Origin of the sequence: Arthrobacter sp. U41 (assembly GCF_001750145.1) — a bacterium.
In the GTDB taxonomy this organism is placed as follows: domain Bacteria; phylum Actinomycetota; class Actinomycetes; order Actinomycetales; family Micrococcaceae; genus Arthrobacter.
In genome coordinates this window covers 3,270,638-3,289,187 of the sequence record NZ_CP015732.1, presented here as the reverse complement: position 1 = coordinate 3,289,187, position 18,550 = coordinate 3,270,638, and the positions used below count along the sequence as shown (strand labels likewise).

Annotated in this window: 22 protein-coding genes and 1 pseudogene; 8 read left to right on the top strand and 15 right to left on the bottom strand. The window is 66.6% G+C overall.

Going from position 1 to position 18,550, the window contains the following annotated elements; genetic code table 11:
• Window positions 1–1,512, bottom strand: a complete 1,512-nt coding sequence (locus ASPU41_RS14985; protein WP_083266539.1) for a tyrosine-type recombinase/integrase — start codon at window positions 1,510–1,512, stop codon at window positions 1–3.
• Between the two features lie 38 nt (window positions 1,513–1,550).
• On the opposite strand from ASPU41_RS14985, the pseudogene ASPU41_RS22165 reads away from it, so the two are divergent.
• A pseudogene (locus tag ASPU41_RS22165) lies at window positions 1,551–2,470 on the top strand (DinB/UmuC family translesion DNA polymerase).
• Between the two features lie 48 nt (window positions 2,471–2,518).
• Here ASPU41_RS22165 and ASPU41_RS14975 read toward each other — a convergent pair.
• Window positions 2,519–3,322 (bottom strand): AfsR/SARP family transcriptional regulator, encoded by an 804-nt coding sequence (locus ASPU41_RS14975; RefSeq protein ID WP_231941092.1) that lies wholly within the window; start codon window positions 3,320–3,322, stop codon window positions 2,519–2,521.
• A 410-nt stretch (window positions 3,323–3,732) separates the two neighbouring features.
• Window positions 3,733–4,713 (bottom strand): S1C family serine protease, encoded by a 981-nt coding sequence (locus ASPU41_RS14970; RefSeq protein ID WP_069951587.1) that lies wholly within the window; start codon window positions 4,711–4,713, stop codon window positions 3,733–3,735.
• A gap of 181 nt (window positions 4,714–4,894) precedes the next feature.
• On the opposite strand from ASPU41_RS14970, the gene ASPU41_RS14965 reads away from it, so the two are divergent.
• Complete coding sequence (locus ASPU41_RS14965) at window positions 4,895–5,398, top strand: HtaA domain-containing protein (RefSeq protein ID WP_083266538.1); 504 nt, start codon at window positions 4,895–4,897, stop codon at window positions 5,396–5,398.
• 65 nt (window positions 5,399–5,463) lie between these two features.
• Here ASPU41_RS14965 and ASPU41_RS14960 read toward each other — a convergent pair whose 3' ends face one another.
• The 3 genes from ASPU41_RS14960 to ASPU41_RS14950 form a co-directional block, all read right to left on the bottom strand.
• Window positions 5,464–6,057 (bottom strand): rhodanese-like domain-containing protein, encoded by a 594-nt coding sequence (locus ASPU41_RS14960; RefSeq protein ID WP_069951586.1) that lies wholly within the window; start codon window positions 6,055–6,057, stop codon window positions 5,464–5,466.
• Between the two features lie 99 nt (window positions 6,058–6,156).
• On the bottom strand, window positions 6,157–7,569 hold the full coding sequence (locus ASPU41_RS14955; protein WP_069951585.1) for an MBL fold metallo-hydrolase: 1,413 nt from the start codon (window positions 7,567–7,569) through the stop codon (window positions 6,157–6,159).
• 163 nt (window positions 7,570–7,732) lie between these two features.
• Complete coding sequence (locus ASPU41_RS14950) at window positions 7,733–7,999, bottom strand: hypothetical protein (RefSeq protein WP_069951584.1); 267 nt, start codon at window positions 7,997–7,999, stop codon at window positions 7,733–7,735.
• 232 nt (window positions 8,000–8,231) lie between these two features.
• Between ASPU41_RS14950 and ASPU41_RS14945 the strand changes: the two genes are divergently transcribed.
• Entirely contained in the window at window positions 8,232–8,534 is a 303-nt protein-coding gene (locus ASPU41_RS14945; protein WP_056426952.1) for a DUF4193 domain-containing protein, read from the top strand.
• Window positions 8,535–8,649: 115 nt separating this feature from the next.
• Here the strand turns inward: ASPU41_RS14945 and ASPU41_RS24075 are convergent, their stop codons facing one another.
• The 3 genes from ASPU41_RS24075 to ASPU41_RS14930 form a co-directional block, all read right to left on the bottom strand.
• Complete coding sequence (locus ASPU41_RS24075) at window positions 8,650–8,859, bottom strand: glycoside hydrolase family 15 protein (RefSeq protein ID WP_442856252.1); 210 nt, start codon at window positions 8,857–8,859, stop codon at window positions 8,650–8,652.
• Between the two features lie 180 nt (window positions 8,860–9,039).
• Window positions 9,040–9,384 carry a GNAT family N-acetyltransferase gene (locus ASPU41_RS14935; RefSeq protein ID WP_069951582.1) on the bottom strand — a complete coding sequence of 115 codons (345 nt, stop codon included), beginning with the start codon at window positions 9,382–9,384 and terminating at the stop codon, window positions 9,040–9,042.
• A gap of 66 nt (window positions 9,385–9,450) precedes the next feature.
• Window positions 9,451–10,449, bottom strand: coding sequence for a pirin family protein (locus tag ASPU41_RS14930; protein WP_069951581.1), 999 nt, complete (start codon window positions 10,447–10,449; stop codon window positions 9,451–9,453).
• Between the two features lie 71 nt (window positions 10,450–10,520).
• Between ASPU41_RS14930 and ASPU41_RS14925 the strand changes: the two genes are divergently transcribed.
• Window positions 10,521–11,192, top strand: a complete 672-nt coding sequence (locus ASPU41_RS14925; protein WP_069951580.1) for an alpha/beta hydrolase family protein — start codon at window positions 10,521–10,523, stop codon at window positions 11,190–11,192.
• Between the two features lie 12 nt (window positions 11,193–11,204).
• Here the strand turns inward: ASPU41_RS14925 and ASPU41_RS14920 are convergent, their stop codons facing one another.
• On the bottom strand, window positions 11,205–12,488 hold the full coding sequence (locus tag ASPU41_RS14920) for a class I SAM-dependent methyltransferase (protein ID WP_069952723.1): 1,284 nt from the start codon (window positions 12,486–12,488) through the stop codon (window positions 11,205–11,207).
• A gap of 148 nt (window positions 12,489–12,636) precedes the next feature.
• Between ASPU41_RS14920 and ASPU41_RS14915 the strand changes: the two genes are divergently transcribed.
• Window positions 12,637–13,041 (top strand): hypothetical protein, encoded by a 405-nt coding sequence (locus tag ASPU41_RS14915; RefSeq protein ID WP_069951579.1) that lies wholly within the window; start codon window positions 12,637–12,639, stop codon window positions 13,039–13,041.
• A gap of 15 nt (window positions 13,042–13,056) precedes the next feature.
• Here the strand turns inward: ASPU41_RS14915 and ASPU41_RS14910 are convergent, their stop codons facing one another.
• The gene (locus ASPU41_RS14910) at window positions 13,057–13,287 is read right to left on the bottom strand and encodes a zinc-ribbon domain-containing protein (protein ID WP_069951578.1); all 231 of its coding nucleotides are present in this window, start codon (window positions 13,285–13,287) and stop codon (window positions 13,057–13,059) included.
• A 7-nt stretch (window positions 13,288–13,294) separates the two neighbouring features.
• A complete protein-coding gene (locus ASPU41_RS14905) occupies window positions 13,295–14,011 on the bottom strand; it encodes a TetR/AcrR family transcriptional regulator C-terminal domain-containing protein (RefSeq protein WP_069951577.1) in 717 nt (238 codons plus the stop codon).
• A 202-nt stretch (window positions 14,012–14,213) separates the two neighbouring features.
• Here ASPU41_RS14905 and ASPU41_RS14900 point away from each other — a divergent pair, with 202 nt between their 5' ends.
• Both ASPU41_RS14900 and ASPU41_RS14895 read left to right on the top strand, forming a co-directional pair.
• Window positions 14,214–14,486 (top strand): hypothetical protein, encoded by a 273-nt coding sequence (locus ASPU41_RS14900; RefSeq protein ID WP_069951576.1) that lies wholly within the window; start codon window positions 14,214–14,216, stop codon window positions 14,484–14,486.
• Between the two features lie 71 nt (window positions 14,487–14,557).
• The gene (locus ASPU41_RS14895; RefSeq protein WP_231941091.1) at window positions 14,558–15,478 is read left to right on the top strand and encodes an amidohydrolase family protein; all 921 of its coding nucleotides are present in this window, start codon (window positions 14,558–14,560) and stop codon (window positions 15,476–15,478) included.
• A 26-nt stretch (window positions 15,479–15,504) separates the two neighbouring features.
• Here ASPU41_RS14895 and ligD read toward each other — a convergent pair whose 3' ends face one another.
• On the bottom strand, window positions 15,505–16,527 hold the full coding sequence (gene ligD, locus ASPU41_RS14890) for a non-homologous end-joining DNA ligase (RefSeq protein ID WP_069951575.1): 1,023 nt from the start codon (window positions 16,525–16,527) through the stop codon (window positions 15,505–15,507).
• 44 nt (window positions 16,528–16,571) lie between these two features.
• On the opposite strand from ligD, the gene ASPU41_RS14885 reads away from it, so the two are divergent.
• Complete coding sequence (locus ASPU41_RS14885; protein WP_069951574.1) at window positions 16,572–17,894, top strand: nicotinate phosphoribosyltransferase; 1,323 nt, start codon at window positions 16,572–16,574, stop codon at window positions 17,892–17,894.
• On the opposite strand, the gene ASPU41_RS14880 is transcribed toward ASPU41_RS14885, so the two are convergent.
• Window positions 17,885–18,184: a hypothetical protein gene (locus ASPU41_RS14880; RefSeq protein WP_069951573.1), complete on the bottom strand. Its 300-nt coding sequence runs from the start codon at window positions 18,182–18,184 to the stop codon at window positions 17,885–17,887. The two genes, ASPU41_RS14885 and ASPU41_RS14880, sit on opposite strands and share 10 nt — an antisense overlap.
• Window positions 18,181–18,453 (bottom strand): hypothetical protein, encoded by a 273-nt coding sequence (locus ASPU41_RS14875; protein WP_069951572.1) that lies wholly within the window; start codon window positions 18,451–18,453, stop codon window positions 18,181–18,183. The genes ASPU41_RS14880 and ASPU41_RS14875 overlap by 4 nt, the downstream gene beginning before the upstream one ends.
• Window positions 18,454–18,550 lie beyond the last annotated feature (97 nt).

The following is an 18,550-nucleotide window of genomic DNA, read 5'->3' as shown; positions in this document are numbered from 1 at the left end:
TCACCCGTGCGCTGCCGTTCCGGCCTCAGCATCCACTAGCGGCCGGGGATCGCGCGGGTCCTCCCACAAGTCGTCGGAGATCAATGCCATCCGTGTTTCCATTTCCAGCTCTTCCAGCGCATGCAGATAGATCTGCGTGGTCGTGACGCTCTTGTGTCCCAGACGGCGACGGACCCAGTCCAGCGGATCGCCGAAGATCCGTGTGTAGTGGCCGCGCTGGGCAGAGTTGAGCTGAGCGAGGGCGGCGATATGCCCGCGCTGCAGCTGCTCCAAGGTGAGTACGGAGAATGTGTGGCGTAACAGGTGAGCGTGCCCGTGTAGAACTAGTCCGTGCTTCGCGCAGCGCGCGTTCGCCTGTCGGAACAGATCCTTCCAAGTCGATACCGACATCGGCATACCGTACTCGTTCAGCCAGAACGCCGCCGGTTCCAGTCCGTCAGGACCGTCCACGAACAACCGCCTGCGCTCTTCCGGCGTGAGTTCTGACACCTTGATCTTCTCTGTCGCGCCGGGCACAAACGCGACATTCTGGCCATGCTCGACGATCAGGAGCTGGCCGCTCATCCGCCGGTACCGCCGCTTGGCCCGGGCGTTGTCGATCATCTCGCGCCGATCGACTTCGGCATAGGCGGCCAGATCCCTCAGCACCGAGCTGGGCACGTATATCCAGCGAGCCGACCCGGCTTTGGCCACCGATGCCGGCAACCAGAACCGCTGGTATCCACCCCGGCCGCTCACCTGAGGCAATTCGAAGGGCGTCAGCGAAGCCTGCTCGGTCAGCCTCAAGCCCGTGCGTACCATCAGATCCACGAACACGGAATTCCGTGCTGCCCAACGTCCCCTGAACCCCGCATCGGGCAAGCCGTTCGGCCCATAGCCACGCACCCCAACGTCCCGCCATTGCCGGTAGGACTTTGCTGGAAACCAACGGATCCGTTCACGACGGGCGTCATGAGAGTAGGTCGCAGCCGTTTCGCCCTCCTGGCCATGCCTCCCGAAGCCCGGGGCGGCTCGTCGGGGCCTCTGAGGGATCGGGTTCATGTTCAGACGCTTTTGGGAGCCCTGCCAGCGGAAGAACCTGTTCACGCCGCTGACTTCGCGATCCCATGTTGAGCCCCCGACGCGTGGGCCCGCAGGATCTTCGCGCCGCCAAATCAGATAGGCGCGGTGATCCTCCTCGGACGCATCGCGCCACCCGATCCCGCCCCGGTTCCGGTGCAGAAACGTTAGAAAGCCCTTGATGTCACGGGCATAGCCCACCCTGGTCGACATCCGAAAGACGAGCATCTCGGTCGAATAAAAGAACTCATTGAGCTCAATGTCGTACTCGAAGGCCGGCGAAATCAGATACGGCGTACCGATCGGAATCCCGAACTTGGTCCGCCACTCTGGCCACCCGGTTTGAGCCACCGAGGTGACGATAGGCGGTAGTTCAAGGGTGGGAAGAGCCTCGCGAACCCGACACAGCCGCCAAACCTCAGTCTCAAGGAGATCATCGCCCTCACCGTTCATACCTATCACCGTATGAGAAACGACTAGAGAACTGATCACTGGACACGCGCACAAACCCTGCCTGCAAGGTCCTCTCCAACATCGACGGCTGCGCGGTCACCCGCTCCCCCGAGGCGAAGGCACTCGGGATTGCCCTGGGCGAGCCCTGGTTCAAGCTCGCACCCCGGAGGAGCTGCTGCGGCTGGGCCACAGCATGAAAACGGCGGTCCGCCGGAACGTCGGCGCCCCCCGTCTGCGTTGGCATCGCGGAGACCCTAGCGAAACTGGCCAACAAGTGGGCGAAGCACAGTCCGGCGTTCGACGGCGTCTGCCACTGGGATACCGTCCCCGCCGGCCAGCGGGAGAGGCTCATGGCGGGCCAGTCCGTGATCGAGCTCTGGGGTGTAGCGACGCGGTTGACCAAACGGCTGAACGGGCTGGGCATCCACTCCATCCTGGACCTCCCCCGGGCGGACCCGGTCAGGATCAGGGACCGCTTCTCAGTGGTGCTGATGCGGACTGTCCTGGAACTCCAGGGGACACCCTGCATCCCCCTCGAAGAGGAACGAATCGGCCGGGACCAGCTGATCTCCAGCCGTTCCTTCGCCTCCCCGATAACCACCGGCGCCGGTATTCGTCAGATGCTCGGCGTCTACGCCCAGCAGGCCAGCGCACGCCTCGCGCGGCACGGGCTGCAGGCCAAGGTCCTGACGGCGTTCGCCGCCACGTCGTATTACAACCCGCAGGCCAGCTCTTATCCCCCGGTGTGCGTTCCGTTGCCGATGCCCACCGCCGACCCTGTCCTCCTGGCGCGGGCGGCACATGCTCTGCTCCCCCGCATCGACGGCGGCGTCAAGGGTTCGATCGGCTTGGGCCACGCTGGTATCCGGGGCGGGCCGGACTGGAGCATGAAACGCGACGTGTTGTCCCCCGGTACACGACGCATTGGGCAGAGCTCCCCCTCGTCAAGGCCGCGTGACTGCCCTGCGGCAGCCGCTGCCTTTAGCGGTCGCCGCCTTCGCCGGTGTCAGACGGCGGCCAGCGCCTGCTGCAGGAAAGAGTCCAGGACCCGGCCGGCGTTCTCCTGCAGGCGCCGGGATTCCTCCGCGGCAAGCTGGGTGGGCTTGGGGCCGTGCAGCCGTTCGCCCAGGTAGAGCAGCGCCGCCAGGACTTCCGAGAGTTCGGTGTTTCCCTCGGCGCGCTGCCGCAGCAGCCTGAGGTGGGCGGCCTGCAGGGCAGGCCCCGGGGCGCAGCCCAGGTCGCGGTCGAACAAGCGGCGGCAGCGCTCATACGCGGACAGCCCCTCCACCGGAAGGCTGGCCTGCTCGTATCCCGCGACCAGGATGGTCCACGCACGTTCGTTCAACGGCTCGGACTGGATGGCGGACTGTGCCAGCGAAATGGTCAGTCCGGGTTTGTCGAGAAAGGCCGCGGTCTCGGCGGCAAGAACCTGGGCGGAGACCTTGTCCGCAGCATGCCGCGTCCGCGCCTCCTCTGCCCAGTCCGCCGCGAGTTCAAAGCCCAGCAGCGGCTCGGCCGCAAGTTCCAGGGCCTGCATGGAGAGCATGTGGGCCTCGGCCGGCGGGGCCTGCCGGGCCGCACGGACCAGTTGGTGGAACACCGACAGGTCCAGTTCCACCAGATGCGGGTCCAGGACGTAGCCGCTGTTCGCGGTGCGAAGCGGACCCAGCTTTGTGTTTCCGGGCTGGATCGCTTTACGAATGCCGCTGACGTAGCTCTCCAGCGTGGCGACGGCGCCGTCGCTGGCATGGGGTCCCCAGAGAATCTCCACGAGGCGCGTCTTGGACACCGGGGTCCCCAGATTCAGCAAGAGAATTTCCAGAATGTGCCGGGGCTTGCAGCCGCCCATGTCCGCAGCAGTTAGCACTGCACCATTTCGTCTGATCTCGAATGTTCCGAATAGCCTGACCGAAATTGCCGGCGTGGAACCGCCCACCTTATCCACGTTCATCTCCGATTTCCCCACCTAATATTTAACCGCTTTTCGGAGAGCCGGAAAGAATTATAGGAATGTGCTGAGACTCACTTCCATCCGACTTTCTAGGGAAACCGTGACACGCAAAAGAGTGGGCAACAAGCAATGAAGCTACCCGTTCCTTTACCGTGCGGAAAGTCGAGTACACCCGGGAGCGCACCCAAGTACACTCCGGAAAAACTCTGAGTACTCCGACCGTGCAGGCAAGTATCCCCTGCCGCAAGTTTCGACGCGGCACAAAGCCGTCAGTTATCGGTCATCTCCTCGGGAATGGTCTGTACCCGAATTTCCTTTCCTTCGCGCAGCACCGCTAACTCCAACGGCACCCCAATTGCCTCGGCAAACAGCAGCTTTTGCAGACTCTCGGCATTGGACACGGCCTTTTCGCCCACGCTGAGGAGCACATCGCCGGCCCGAAGTCCTGCCCGGGCCGCGGGTGAGTCGGCCAGGACCTCAACCACCAGGAGCCCCTCGCGGTGTCCGGTCCGGACCACGTAGCTTGGCTGCAGCTGGATGGGGGTGTTGACGAGCCCCAGATAGGCCCGCCGGACGCGTCCGTCCTTGAGCAGCGCGGCAATGATCCGGCGCGATGTGGCGTTGACCGGAACGGCCAGGCCCAGCCCTGCCCCGGCAACCGCCGTATTGATGCCGACGATCCTTCCCCGCGCGTCCGCGAGAGCCCCGCCGGAACTTCCCGGGTTCAGCGCCGCGTCAGTCTGGATAACGTCCTCGATGATGCGCCGATTGCGTCCGGACCAGACCGGAATGGAACGGCCCAGGCCGCTGACCACGCCGGCGGTCACGGAGCCCGCCAGTCCCAGGGGGTTCCCTACCGCAATGACCAACTGCCCGACTTTGAGCGACTCCGCATCCCCAAGTTCAGCCGGCATCGCCGTCGGGGCTTTGCCGTGCACGACTGCCAGATCCGAAAGGGGGTCGGAACCGACAACTTCGACGGCAGTGCGGGTCCCGTCGGCGTACACCGCACTGCCGCCCTTGGCTGCGCCCACCACATGGGCGTTGGTGAGGAGGTACCCGTCCGAGGTGAACAGGACGGCAGAGCCGGCGCCCATGCGGAACCGGCCGCTCCGGCCGGTGCCGGTCACTTCCAGAGCCGCCACATGGGGAGTAACGGCAGCCGCGACGCGAATCACCGTTGCGGAATAGGAATCAAGGGGGTCCTCGTACGCCTCGGGATCGGGGACCCGGCTGGTCGCAGTGGCCACAGCGCACCTCCTGGTCTGGTACTTATCTAAGTCAACCACCGGCCCCGCAGCGGTAGTCCTGCGCTACCTACGCCCTCAGGGAACTACGCCGGATGTCAAGCCACCCGGGCGGCAGTTCAACCGTCAGGCAAACCGCCGCTAGGCTCAGAGGGACCAGCCTTTCAGCCACAGGAGAACCTACGTGAACCCAGCGTCCGCTTCACCCGATCCGCTGCCTCCGCCGGGCCTGAGCTGGGGCATCAAGCGCAGTTTCATCGACTACATCACCGGCTTGCCCGACGGGTCCGTTTCAGCGACGGACGGCGCGACCGTCGCTGAAACGTCCCTGTTTTGCTTCAGCCCCGAATCTTCCGACTACGACGTCGCGCGCGGCACCGGTGTGCTGCGCTTCCGCGGGGACGTCCGGCTCGCCGGCCACCACGGCATGCTGCTGGTCCGGCTCCTGGACCCCTGGGTCACCTTCACAAGCGGCGGCGGCATCCTGTCCATCAGCACGGGCGTCGGCGGCGGCCAGGACCGCACCACCGTCGGCTTCCTCAGCCCCTCGACACCGGTTGAAGCCGGCGGGTCGCTGGTCTGGGAACATGTCGACGTCGTCATTTCCCCGGAAGGATCCGAGCTCTTCGACGGCCAGTATGCGGCCGGGCAGCCGATGGATCAGCTTTTTATCCGGGTCACCGGCTAGGCCGTAGTCTGCAAACGCCGATGTCCTGACGCCCTTCGTCTGGGGCGTCAGGACATCGGTAGGGATCAGGCCTGGGCGTTCAGGCTCTGCAGGGCCTGGTGCGCAGTGGGTTCGTTCGCGGAGCGGTTCCACGGCATCACCGAAAGCATCTTGCCCATGGCGCAGCTGTTGGTCGCGGCGGAGAAGGTGAGGCCTGCTCCGATCCCCCCGGCGACGAGTCCCAGCTTGGGCGAGATGAACTTGCTGCCCAGGACTCCGGCGAGAACGATCGAGCCTGCGGTCATGCGAACCTGGCGCTCCAGCGCCCAGGTGTTCTTCCCCCGCACGACGGTGCCGCCCGCGGACGCATAAGCCGGGACGCCGCCTGCGAGGACGCTTGCGCCGGCGAGTCCGACGGCGTCAAGGTGCTTGCGGGCCTGCTCGGCCCGGTTGCCGGACTGGCACACCAGGACCACACGGGTACCCAGCTTTTCGGCGAATTCCACGGCATGCTCGCTGAGCAGCCCCAGCGGCACATGGTAGGAGCCCTTGATGTGGAGGGAGTCGAACTCGGCGCCGCTCCGGACGTCGATCACCATGAGTTCGTCATGGCGGTCCTGCCACGTCTTCAGGGTGGCGGCGTCGATGGTGCGGGGAGTGGATTCAACAGTGTTGGTCATGTCTTCTTTCGATCTGGTGGTTATGACTTAGCGGGCGGCCCCGCCCGTAACCGGGCAGGGCCGCCGTCCTGCTTTGGAGCGCCGGGGACCCGGTCCCGGTCAGAGCGTGGCGGGGACGGATTCCTGGGTGTGCTGCTGCGCGGCCCAGGCGGCGTAGCTGCCGTCGAGTTCGACGACGTCGTAGCCGGCGCGGCGCAGCGCGCTGGCCGCGACGGAGTTCCGGACCCCGCTCTGGCAGTAGCTCACGATCGTGCCCTCTGCCGGGAGCTGGTCAAGGTTCCACATCACCCGGCCGCCGCTGAGCTGGTGCGAACCGGGGATGTTCCCGGCGGTGTGCTCGGTGCGGTTCCGCACATCCAAGATCATGGCGGCGTCGAAGCCCCCGAGCTCTTCGGGCTGGATGAGCTTCGGGGTGCTCACAGGCAGGCCCTCGAAGCCGGTGACGTACCCGGCGACCTTATCGATCCCGACGCGGACCAGGTGGTCCCACATGTCCTGCGCGGCGTCCTGGTCCGGAGCCAGCAGCACCAGGGGGTTCTTGTCGGTTTCCGGGTTCACAACCCAGGCCCCGAAGCTCGCCACGGACTTGCCGGCCGGGACGTTCAGGGAACCGGTCACGGTGCCCTGGTGGACCTCCTCATTGGACCGGGTGTCAATGAATGTCACCGTGTCCTCTGCCAGGTCCTTGGCAACGGAGGCGAGGTCCAGTTCCTGCAGCGGGGCGCGTTCGCCCATCACGGCCGGACCCTCGCGGTTTTCCCGCTTCATCCGCCCGAAGTAGGCGTGCGCATCCGGCTGGCCGTCAAGGAGTTCATCAACGAAGCCCTGCTCATCATTGGCCGCCAGGTAGGGACCCCACCAGGCGTAGAGCCGCTCATAACCGACCGTGGAGGACGGGATGGCACCCAGGGCCTTGCCGCAGGCGCTGCCGGCACCGTGGGCCGGGTGGACCTGGACATAATCCGGCAGGGTGAGGAACTTATCCCGCAGGCTCGCGAACAGCTGCTTGGCCCCCACGAAGCGGGTGTCAACGCCGCCGGCAGCCTCATCCAGCAGATCAGGCCGGCCCAGGTCGCCGGAGAACACAAAGTCACCGGAAAGCAGGTAGCCGGCATGGTCGCTGAACGCGCCGTCGGTCACCAGGAACGACAGGTGCTCCGGGGTGTGGCCGGGGGTGTGCAGGGCCTGGATGCTGATGTTGCCCAGGGTGATGGTGTCGCCGTCGAACAGCCGCTCCCCCTCGAACCCGTACTGCCAGTCCGGTCCGCCTTCGCCGGAAACGTAAATCTTCGCACCGGTGGCCGCGGCGAGCTCGCGGGTGCCGGAGAGGTAGTCGGCGTGGATGTGCGTCTCGGTGACGGCAACGATCTTCATGCCGTTCTTCGCCGCCAACGCCTGGTACACCGCAATATCACGGCGCCCGTCCACAACAACCGCCTCACCCTTGGCCTGGCAGCCAATCAAGTAGCTGGCCTGGGCAAGATCCTCATCATAAATGCGTTCCAGAAGCATGTGCTCTCCTTCGTAAGGGTGCGGGGCCTCCCCCATCGACTACTAACAACAATAATACCCCAGGGGGTATATTGCAAGTTCCAGGGGAGTTGCCGCTTAAACGACAGAAACCCCCTCATCGGAGGGGGTTTCTGTCGTTCCGGCCCAGGCAGCCGGCGGATTCCTACGCGTCCTCGTGCGCCTGGGGCACCTGGGAGACGGAACCGAAAAGCCAGCCGGAGACGTCACTGCGCAACACGAAGTGGGGTCCACCCGTGGCGCTGACACTGCCGGTGGGAACGTAGTAGCCGCGGCCCGCGCCCGGACCCCCGGCCGCGCGGTCGAGGGCATCGGTGAGCTGTCTGGGCAGATGCCCTGCCGGGCCGATCGCCCGGAGGCCGTCAAATTCCTCCGGCGTGAGCCTTCCGAGTACTGCAGCGATATCGGCCATGACGGATCCCTTCTGGCGGACGGTGCCTGAACAACCAGCCTAGGGTCGCGTCGTGAACGGCAGGTGAAATCCGGACGACGATCATCGAACAGATGCGGAGGCCGGAGGCACCCACGCGCCGGTGTTGTGAGTGTCACTGCAGACAATCCCTATACACCCAGCCAATTAACGGCTGGATGCTGTACCGTTCAATCCCGGGAAACCCAGAACAACGGAATCGAGAATTAACCAGGTGGCAACCGACTATGACGAAGTCCGATCCGACGTTGCGGAATCACGCAACGCCTCGCTGGAGGCCCTCCGCTCCGCGAACGCGCCGGACGCCCGCAGCGTAACCCGAGAGCTCGACGAGGCTGACACCTCCGAGGGCGTCGAACTGCCGGGCGCCGACCTGTCCGGCGAGGAACTGACGGTCACCGTCATTCCGCAGAAGGAAGACGAGTTCACCTGCTACTCATGCTTCCTGGTCCGGCACCGCTCGCAGCTCGCCCGCGAGAAGGCCGGCCATTCGTACTGCGCTGACTGCATGAGCTAGAAGCGCACGCTTCATCTTTCGGCGGCGCGTGCCGGCACATTGCCGGCCCGGACCCGCTGACCGCGGCCCTCCTCGGATGGAAGCCCGGGCTCCAGCCATCGGGCGGACCCGGGCTTCACCCTTCTGAGGCGGCCCGCCGGCTCGCTTTCAGCAAGCGCAAGCCGCTGGCGAGGACACCGACGTGGCTGAACGCCTGCGGAAAGTTGCCCAGGAACTCGCCGGTATCGGGATGGATTTGTTCCGGCAGCAACCCGAGCGGGTTCGCGCGGTCGCAGAGGGCCTCGTGCAGCGCATAGGCCTCATCGATCCTGCCCTGACCGGCCAGGTTGTCGACGAGCCAGAAGCTGCACAGCAGGAAGTCTCCCTCGGCTCCGGGCCCCTCCTGGCGTCGTGCCGGAACACATAATTCGAGAACGACGCGTTCTCCACCTGTCCAGCCCCGGAAACCAGCGGTTCGACGGCGGCCCGGGGCCGCTGCGGTCCCGGCCCGGCAGCCGGGCCCGGCTCAGCGCCGCGTGCGCCGGGCCAACGCGTTGTTGAGGACTGTCAGGAGCGCCGGAGTGGGTTTTTGGATGTTGTCCGCGTACTGGGTGTGCTTCCCGAGGTAGTTCTTGATGTAGGGGCACACCGGAACAATCATCAAGCCGGCGGCGACCGTTTCGTCGAGCGCCTGGGCCGCGAGCCGGCCGGCGAGGCCCTGGCCGCCGTAGTCCTCATCGATAACCGTGTGGTAGAAAATCCGGCGGCCCTCCCCATCGTCCACGTAGGCCGCCTGCCCGATGGCCAGATCGCCGTCGAGCACCTCGTAGCGCAGCCGGTCGGGGTTGTTGCGGATGCTGATGGGGGCCAACGGCTGCTCGCTTCTCGTAGGGCGTGCGACATGGACGGGCTGCGTAAACGGCCGCAGCGACCGGCCTCAGTCACGGGGGCGGAGCCGGGCATTGGGCAGCGCCGGCGCCGGCAGCGGCGGGGGTTCCCCCGCAGGGAACGTCCCGAACCGCCGACCGGCGGTTTCCGGTCCGGCATCAACGGGCACGGTTTCGACGCCGATTTCCGACTGCCATTGCGCCCGGTACGTGACGATTTCTTCGTGGCTCCGTCCCACGAAATTCCACCACATCACGATCTGCTCACCCAGGGGTTCACCGCCGATCAGCAGCACGCGCAGCGGTCCGGCGCCGGCCTCCAGGGTAAGGGAGGTGCGCCCAACCGGCAGGTAGGCGAGGTGGTCCCTGGCGACCGGGTGACCCTCCAGGGTGAGGTCACCGGTATCCACCAGCAGGCCATGTTCGAAGGACGCGTCGGTGTCCAGGCTCAGCGTGCCGCCCGCTTCCAGCAGGATCTCTGCGCCGAGCAGCGGCGTGTGGGTGGTGACCGGCGAGGTGGCACCGGCGATTGATCCCAGAAAGACCCGCATGGTCCAGCCGGGTCCGGCCAGCGGTTCGGGTTGGTAGTGCTCAAACGTGGGTTCCATCTGGCGCGCGCTGTCCGGCAGCGCCACCCAGAGCTGCGCGCCGTGCAGGACATCGGTCCCGGGAGTGGAAAATTCCGAGTGGCTGATGCCTCGTCCGGCGGTCATCAGGTTGACCTCGCCGGGCCGCACTACGGCGTGGAAGCCTGCCGAGTCTCGGTGCTCTACCTCGCCGGTGAAGAGCCAGCTGACTGTCTGCAGACCCGTGTGCGGGTGGCGGGGAACGTGCATGCCTCCGGATTCACCAACCCGGTCCGGGCCGTAGTGGTCCAGGAAGCACCAGGCGCCGATAAGGCTCCGCTGGCGCTGCGGGAGGGTCCGTCTCACGTCCATGGCCCGCGGCCCGCCCAGCGGGACCTGCCGTGGCACGAGAATTTCCACTCCCACGCAGCTGGCGTCTGTTTCGCAAAGGATCTCCTGGGGGGCCACCTCGGTATTGCTCATGACGACAGCCTAGCGATCCAACCGCGGTTACCGCAGTCCCCCAAGGCTTCTGCAGGCGTCATGATGGAGTAATGACCATCCCCGAGTTGCCCGTCACCATCGCTGTGGGCGAATCCGCCGTTTCCGGCGTCTACGCCCGACCGGCAACACCCGCTGCCACGCTGGTGGTCGCCCACGGTGCCGGGGCCGGCATGGACCACCCCTTCCTGGCCGGATTTACCCGCGCCCTGAACGAATTGGGGATCGCCACGCTCCGCTTCAACTTCCCCTACCGGGAGGCCGGACGGAAGTTCCCCGACAGGCCTCCGGCAGCCATTACGGCCTGGCGAGCGGCGATGGCTGCGGCCGCCGACCGGTCCGCCGGTGAGCCGCTCTGGGCCGGCGGCAAATCCTTCGGCGGACGTATGGCCTCGATGGCTGTTGCCGAGGGGATGCCCGCGGCCGGACTCATCTACCTTGGCTACCCGCTCCATCCCCCCGGCAAGCCGGAGAAGATCCGTGATGAGCACCTCTATGGGTTGAAGCTGCCGATGCTCTTTCTGCAGGGCACGCGCGACCCGTTTGCCACACCGGAACTGCTGGAGGCCGTGGTGGCACGTGTCGGCCCGGCAGCCAGGCTCGAGTGGCGCGAGGGCGGCGGCCACACCTTCGAGGTCAGGGGCACCAAGCTCGGCGCGGAGGAGGTCGGGGCGTCACTGGCGTCGCCGGCTGCGGCCTTCATCGCCTCACACATCCCCGGCTGAACGCTCGGCGCCTCAGACCCAGCCGCTCCGGCGAAGCGGCGGTTCGGTGCCGCCGGGCCGCTGCACCAGGATCTGGTTGACGCCGGTCAGACCGGACTCGAAGCCCAGGGCACTGGCGGCCATGTAGAGCCGCCAGACACGGGCACGCCCTTCGCCGGCCAGTTGCACGGCCTCGCCCCAGTGTTCCTCGAGGTTCCGCACCCATGCCCGCAGGGTCAGCGCATAGTGCCGCCGCAGGGCCTCCACGTCGAGCACCTCCAGTCCGCCGGACTCTAGCGCTGCCACCATCTCCGCCAGACCGAGCATCTCACCGTCCGGAAACACGTAGCGCGGGATGAAGGAGTCCGGATCCGGCGCGGTGGGTCCGGCGTTCCAGGAAATGGCGTGGTTGAGCAGCCGCCCGCCGGGCCGGAGCAGCCCGTGCAGCTTCGCGACGTACCCGGGCATCTGCTCGCGTCCCACGTGCTCGGACATCCCGATGGAACTGATGGCGTCAAACGGCCCGTCGACGACGTCGCGGTAGTCCTCGACGCGGATTGACACCCGGTCCGTGAGGCCGGCGTCCGCCACCCGCTTCCCCGCCAGGGCCGCCTGTTCGCCCGAAAGTGTCACGCCCACGACGTCGACTCCGTAGTTCTGGGCCGCGTGCAGGGCGAAACTCCCCCAGCCGCATCCGACGTCGAGCACCCTCATGCCGGGTTGCAGTCCCAGCTTCCGGCAGACCAGGTCGATCTTGGCGTCCTGCGCGGATTCCAGTGCGGTGCCTTCATCCTGCCAAACCGCGCAGGAGTACACCATGGAGGGGCCGAGGACGAGGGCGTAAAAGTCGTTGCCGACGTCGTAGTGGTGGGAGATGGCCGCCGCGTCACGCTTCCGCGTGTGTCGCCCGCCGGAGCGGACGATTCTTGCTTCCTCCGGCGGTGGTGCCGGGTTCGGACCCAGGGCGCCCAACAGGGCGGCGTTCTTGAGGATGGTCGCGACTTCGCGGACAGTGGGTGGCTGGAACGGTCCAGGCTCGGCGAACTTGCCGGCGGAACTCAGGGCGGCAAAGCTGGCGAAGACGTCGCCAGGGGCATCAATGTCCCCGGCAACGTAGGCGCGGCTAAGGCCGAGCTGCCCGGGAGACCACAGCATGCGGCGCAGGGCCCGCCGGGAGCGGAACTCGAGGACCGGAGCGCCGGCCGGACCGGCCTCCGAACCGTCCCAGGCCTTCAGCCGCAGCGGGATCTCCTCCGTGCCAAGAACGATGGCTAGCACCTCAGCGAGCCGTGGTGCCACCCCAGTCTTTTTCGTCATGATCATGGCCTTTCCTCCGGAGCACTATTCCGTTCCAATCTAAATCGATGCTCAGGCGCCGCACAGGGGCCGGATGGCCCTTCCGTCTCAGCGGCCCGGGGCCAACGCCTCTGGCGCCCCCCCGTGCCGCACGCTTAATGTCGCTGCCATGACTGATGCTCTGTCGTCTCTCGCGGAGACGTTTAAAAACGTGGGTGTGTCCATGGCCTATGGTCCGGCCGTGAGAGTGGGCGGTGAAGAACTGGTCCCGGTGGCTCTGGTGTCCTTCGGCTTCGGTGGCGGTCAAACCCCCGGGGACGGGAACAATGCCGGCGGGAACAAGGCTGGCGGGAACGCAGACGCCGGAAGCTCCGCCTTGGACAGCGGCCAGGAGAGTGCGGCCGGTGGAGGCGGAGGCGGCGTTGTGCTCCCGCTGGGCGTGTACTGCAGGGGACGTCACGGAAAGGTGGCGTTCCGGCCCAACAGCCTGGCCGTCCTTGCCGGGCTGGTTCCACTTGTGTGTGCCGTGGGAATCTCCGTGCGCGGCGTGCTCCGCACCGTGCGGCGGCGCTAGACGAAAAGGTCGACGCTAGACGGAGAGGGAGTTCTTCTGCCGCCGGGTCAGGGTGTTTACCGTTCCGCAGTTCGAGCACGTGATGAGGTAGGACCGTGCGGTGGTGAATACCGGGATAAAGAAGATCGTGAACCTGATGGCACGTTCCTCCAGCACGTGGTGAACGAACTGGCCGCAACGCTGGCAAGTGGCGGGTCGCCCGGGCAGGGGACGCTGCACGGTCTTGAATCCGAAGAGAATGAACATCGTTGCCTTAGTCCTGCCTGACCAGCGGCGCGGACAGGTGGGCCGAGAGCCCGGACAAAAGGATGGTTATTCCCTCGTCCAGCTCCTTGGCCCCGTCATAGTCGGCGAGGGCGGGAGCCAGGGCGCGCAGCCGCGGGAACTCCTTGGGCGGAAGACGGTGAAGGCCAAGACGCAGCAGGGCCTCATTCTCATCGGGGTCCACGACAAACTCCTGCAGTTCGTTGAGGATGTGGCCATATAAGAATCCGTAGTAGGCCCGGTAGACGTGCAGGGCATCGGCGGCGGTAAACCCGGCGTCGATCAGCAGACCGAGAATTTGCTCCAGCGGCCGGAGGGTGCCCAGCGGACGGAGACCCAGCGGGGTTGAGAGCGGCCGGGTCACCAGCAGCGGAACCACATTGGGATGCCGCAGCGCGAGCAGCCGGAGGTCGTGGGCGATGCGCCGCAGCTGGGCCTGCCAGTCCGGGTCGTCGCCGAAAATCGCCAGTTCATTCAGGACCAGCTCGGTGACACCGTCAAGCAGCGCGGCACGGTTGGCTGCGTAACGGTACAGCCCCATCGGGTCCCGATGCAGGGCCTGCCCCAGCCGGCGCATGGTCAACGCCTCCAGCCCCTCGTCGTCGACAAGCTTCAGGGCGGCATCCAACACGACCTCGCGGCTGAGCCTGTTCTTCCGGGTGCCACTGCCGGCTGCATCGCCGGCGGTTTGCTGCGGGGTTGTCATGGTTACTTGCCACTTTCCTCAAGCCTTGGGCCGGGGCGCCGCGACCGCGGCGCCACTTGCCATGCTCGTAGTCTACGCCTAATATCTACAACGTAGACATTCTCTGCTAGGGAACGCTTCGGCGCCTTGTGCACGGCGCCGAAATACACGCTGCTGTAGCCGCACGGCAGCATTCACCGCACAGCACGGAAAAGAGCCGACCATGGCCGCTTCACCGACTGCCCCTGCCCACATCGACCGCTTCCTCGCCGAAGCCACCATCGAAGGAATGGACGACGCCACCTCGCTGGGGAAGGACCAGCTCTACGGTCTTTACATCAGCTGGTGCCTGCTGCACGACGCTGCACCGCGCCCGGTCTCAGGCTTTTGGGCGGCCTTGAAGTCCCACCGCATCAGCCCCGGCCGCACCGGGCTCCGCATGGCGGGCCCGGCAGCCACCGACTACATCCTGGCGACGTATCCTGTCCTGAATTAAGTACGCCGGGGCCCCGCTCCCCCGGCGGCGCGTCTGCCGGGGGCGGCTGTCCGGCGTGACACACTGTGGGCGTGAACAACGTAACGGAAGAGCCGGTGGAAACGATGCGGGACGCGGACGTCCCCCGGTGGTGGGCGGGGCTCGGACTTCCGGGCCTGATCGACATCCATACGCATTTCCTCCCGGACCGGATGCTGCGCCGCGTGTGGGCGCACTTCGACGAGGCCGGCCCCCTGATTGGCCGGCCCTGGCCCATCACCTACCGCACGGATGAGGCAAGCAGGCTGGCCCGGCTGCGCCAGCTGGGCCTGCTGCATTTCACCGCGCTGACGTACGCACACCGCCCGGGCATGGCGGCGGACCTCACCGACTTCGCCCTTGCGCTGGCTGCAGCAGAGCCGGACTGTGTCCCGAGCGCCACATTCTTCCCCGAGGACGGTGTCCTGGACCAGGTGGTGTCGGCATTGGAACGCGGTGCACGGGTCTTCAAGATCCACGCGCAGGTGGGTGGATTTGATCTGCGCGAGCCGGTGCTCGACCCGGTCTGGGGCCTCCTGGCCGAGTCCGGGGTTCCGGTCGTGGTGCACGTCGGAAGCGGCCCGGTCCCGCGGCCCGGCTTCACCGGCCCGGACAAGCTTGAGGGAGTGCTGCGCCGTCATCCCCAGCTGACCGCCGTCGTCGCCCATCTGGGGGCACCCGAGTATGGCGAGTTCCTGGATCTGGCGGAGAGGTATCCCCGCGTCCACCTGGACACGACCATGGTCTTCACGGAATTCTTCGAGGCGGCCGCACCCTTTCCGCCCGAGTTGCTGCCACGGCTGGCCGTGATGCCGGAAAGGATTGTGCTCGGCAGCGACTTCCCGAACATCCCGTATGCCTACGCCCATCAGCTGGAGTCACTGGAACGCCTCCGCGACAAGGAGCCCCGCCTCGACGACGACTGGTTGCGCGCGGTCTGCTGGTTTAACGGCCAGCGCCTGCTGGGAGTCTGACCCCGGCCCTAGTGCTGGTCCCAGTCCTAGTCCTTGTTCCGGGCCCGGCTGGGCTGCACCCGCATTGGCTCGCCCGGCATCTTCGGGTAGTCCGGCGGGAACGGCAACTCGCCCAGCCCGGCCGCAAGGTCGCGCTCCCACCACCCAAGCAGAACGTCGATCGTGCCGGGCTTGGCATGCATGTCCGCCCAGGGGTCTCCCGTGGCCTTGAGCCGTTGCGGCACCGTGGTGATGGTGAAGTCCTTCGTGTCGATGTGCTCCAGCTCGTCCCAGCGGATCGGGCAGGAAACTGTCGCGCCGGGCAGGGCGCGCGGGCTGTAGGCCCCGGCAATGGTGCGGTCGCGGTTGGCCTGGTTGAAGTCGACGAAGACCCGGGTACCGCGTTCCTCTTTCCACCACGCGGTGGTGACCGCCTGCGGCATCCGCCGCTCGAGTTCGCGGGCGGCGGCGATGACGGCGTGCCGTACTTCGAGGAACTCATGGCTTGGTTCGATCGGGGCGAACACATGCAGGCCCCGGTTGCCGGAGGTCTTGATGAACGAGTCCAGCCCGGCCTCGGACAGAACGGAACGGAGTTCCAGCGCAGCGGGTACGGCGTCCTCGAATCCCGTGCCCGGCTGCGGGTCGAGGTCGATCCGGAGCTGGTCGGGGTTGTCCGGGTTGCCGGCGCGCGAGGGCCAGGGGTGGAACACCACCGTGTTCATCTGGACCGCCCAGACTGCGGCGGCAATCTCGTCGATCACGAGCTGGGGATGTGAGCGTCCGCTGGGATAGACCACCATCACCGAGCGGACAAAGTCCGGGGCGCCCCTGGGCGGATTCTTGGAGAAGAAGTGCTCGCCCCCGACGGTGGCAGGGAACCGCTGAAGGGTGAGGGGACGGTCGCCGTTGGCCGTCAGGAAAGGATCTCCGACCTCGATCATGTAGCGGGCGAGGTCCAGTTTGGTCAGCCCGAGCTCCGGCCACAGGACCCGGCTGGGGCTTGAAATTCTCAGCTCCCGGTTCCCCGTGGGGCTGCTGACAGTAACGGTGACTTCTTCCCTGGCCATGGGGACAACGTACCCCCGGCCAGGGGCGGGGACTAGGGTGAATCATGGACACCTCGCCGGCGTGGGACGGCCGCATGACGTCTCTGTATACCGCCAACTATGAACTGACCATGCTGCAGGCGGCCCTTCACTCCGGAGCTGCTGAGCGGAAAACGGTCTTCGAGGCGTTCGCCCGCGGACTGCCCGAGGGCCGCCGATACGGGATTGTCGCCGGAACCGGACGGCTGCTGGAGGGCCTTGCCGGGTTCCGGTTCGGTCCCTCGGAGCTGGAGTTCCTGGGCCGAACCGGCGTCGTCAACGCGGATACCCTGGCGCGTCTCGCGGAGTTCCGGTTTTCCGGCGATATCTGGGGCTATCCCGAGGGGGAGGCCTATTTCCCCTACTCCCCCGTCCTGATCGTGGAATCCACTTTCGCCGAGGCCTGCATCCTGGAGACGTTCGTGCTGTCCGTGCTCAACCATGACAGCGCCATTGCCTCGGCAGCGTCCCGGATGGTCAGCGCTGCAGGAGGAAGGCCCTGCCTTGAGATGGGATCCCGCCGGGCGCACGAGGAAGCCGCCGCCGCGGCTGCCCGCGCCGCCGTCATCGCCGGCTTCGTGGCGACGTCGAACCTGGAGGCCGGCCGGCGCTTCGGCCTCCGGACCGTCGGCACAGCGGCGCATTCCTTCACCCTCCTGCACGACACCGAACGGGACGCGTTTCGGGCGCAGCTGGATGCGCTCGGACCCGGGACCACCCTGCTGGTGGACACCTACGACGTCGAAGCGGCCGTCCGGACCGCCGTCGAGCTCGCCGGGGACAAGCTGGGGGCCGTGCGGCTCGATTCCGGTGACCTGGTGGCGCAAGCGAAGTGGGTGCGTGAACTGCTGGACAGTCTGGGCAACACCCATACGAAAATCGTCGTCACGTCGGATCTGGACGAATACTCCGTTGCTGCCCTCCGTGCGGCGCCGGCTGACTCATATGGCATCGGTACGGCGCTGGTCACGGGTTCCGGCGCCCCCACCGCCGGCATGGTCTACAAACTGGTCAGCCGCACCAACGACGCCGGGGAGTTCACCGCGGTCGCCAAGAGCTCCAAGAACAAGATCAACGTCGGGGGACGGAAGCATGCGCTGCGCCGGCTGGACGCGTCAGGCACAGCCACCCACGAAGTCCTGGGGGTGGGCCATCTTCCCGCGGACGAACCTCACGGCCGGCCGCTGCTGCAGCAATTCATCCGCGACGGGGAGCTCCTGCCGGGCTGGACCGGGCCGGAGGCCGTGGCGCGGGCCCGGCGCCGGCACACCGACACCATGGCCGAACTGCCCGACGTCGTGAACCGGCTCCAGCGCGGCGAACCCGCCATTCCGACCATCTATGCGTGAGGCCGCCGCCGGGCGCGCCGAAATCCTTCCGGCGGAACTGCAGGTCCGCCGGCGGCGCCGTTACGGCGCTCCAGCTCACCGGTGACGAGCCGCAGCAGTTTTCCGGCAGACTCCGAAAGATCCCTGCCGTTGCCCGGGGAAGCCAACTCGACGCACTGCAGCAGCGCCGACCGGAGCCGCACCAACTGCGCCGAGGGCACCAGGGGCCAGCGGCGGAAGGAATCGAACATCAGTCCCGCGCCGTGGGCATGGGCGATGGAACCGTACCCGCCGGCCAGTTCCGGCCTCATGCTGCACGCTTCCGGCCGGCTTTGCCGGCTCCGATGAGATGGCGCCCCTGCCATCCCGAATCGCGGATCATCGCCACGGCTTCAGGGTCGGCGGCAGTCAGCTTCCGCAGGTCCACAACAATGTCGAGGCCGTACCCAAAAGAGCCTGCCCGGCGGGCAACAGCGATAAGGCTTGGAACGTTCCGAACGGTGAGCTGGCCCACCGGTTCTACCAGTGCGGATTCCGAACTGAGGTCGACAGCGACGGTGATGCCGAGTTTGCTAGTCATAGTAAAAGATCCCCTGTAAAGCATGAGCGGCCGACTGCATGACCACCTCTAGGATATCCAACCACCCGTGAGCCGCGTCACAATGACGTAACAGCAG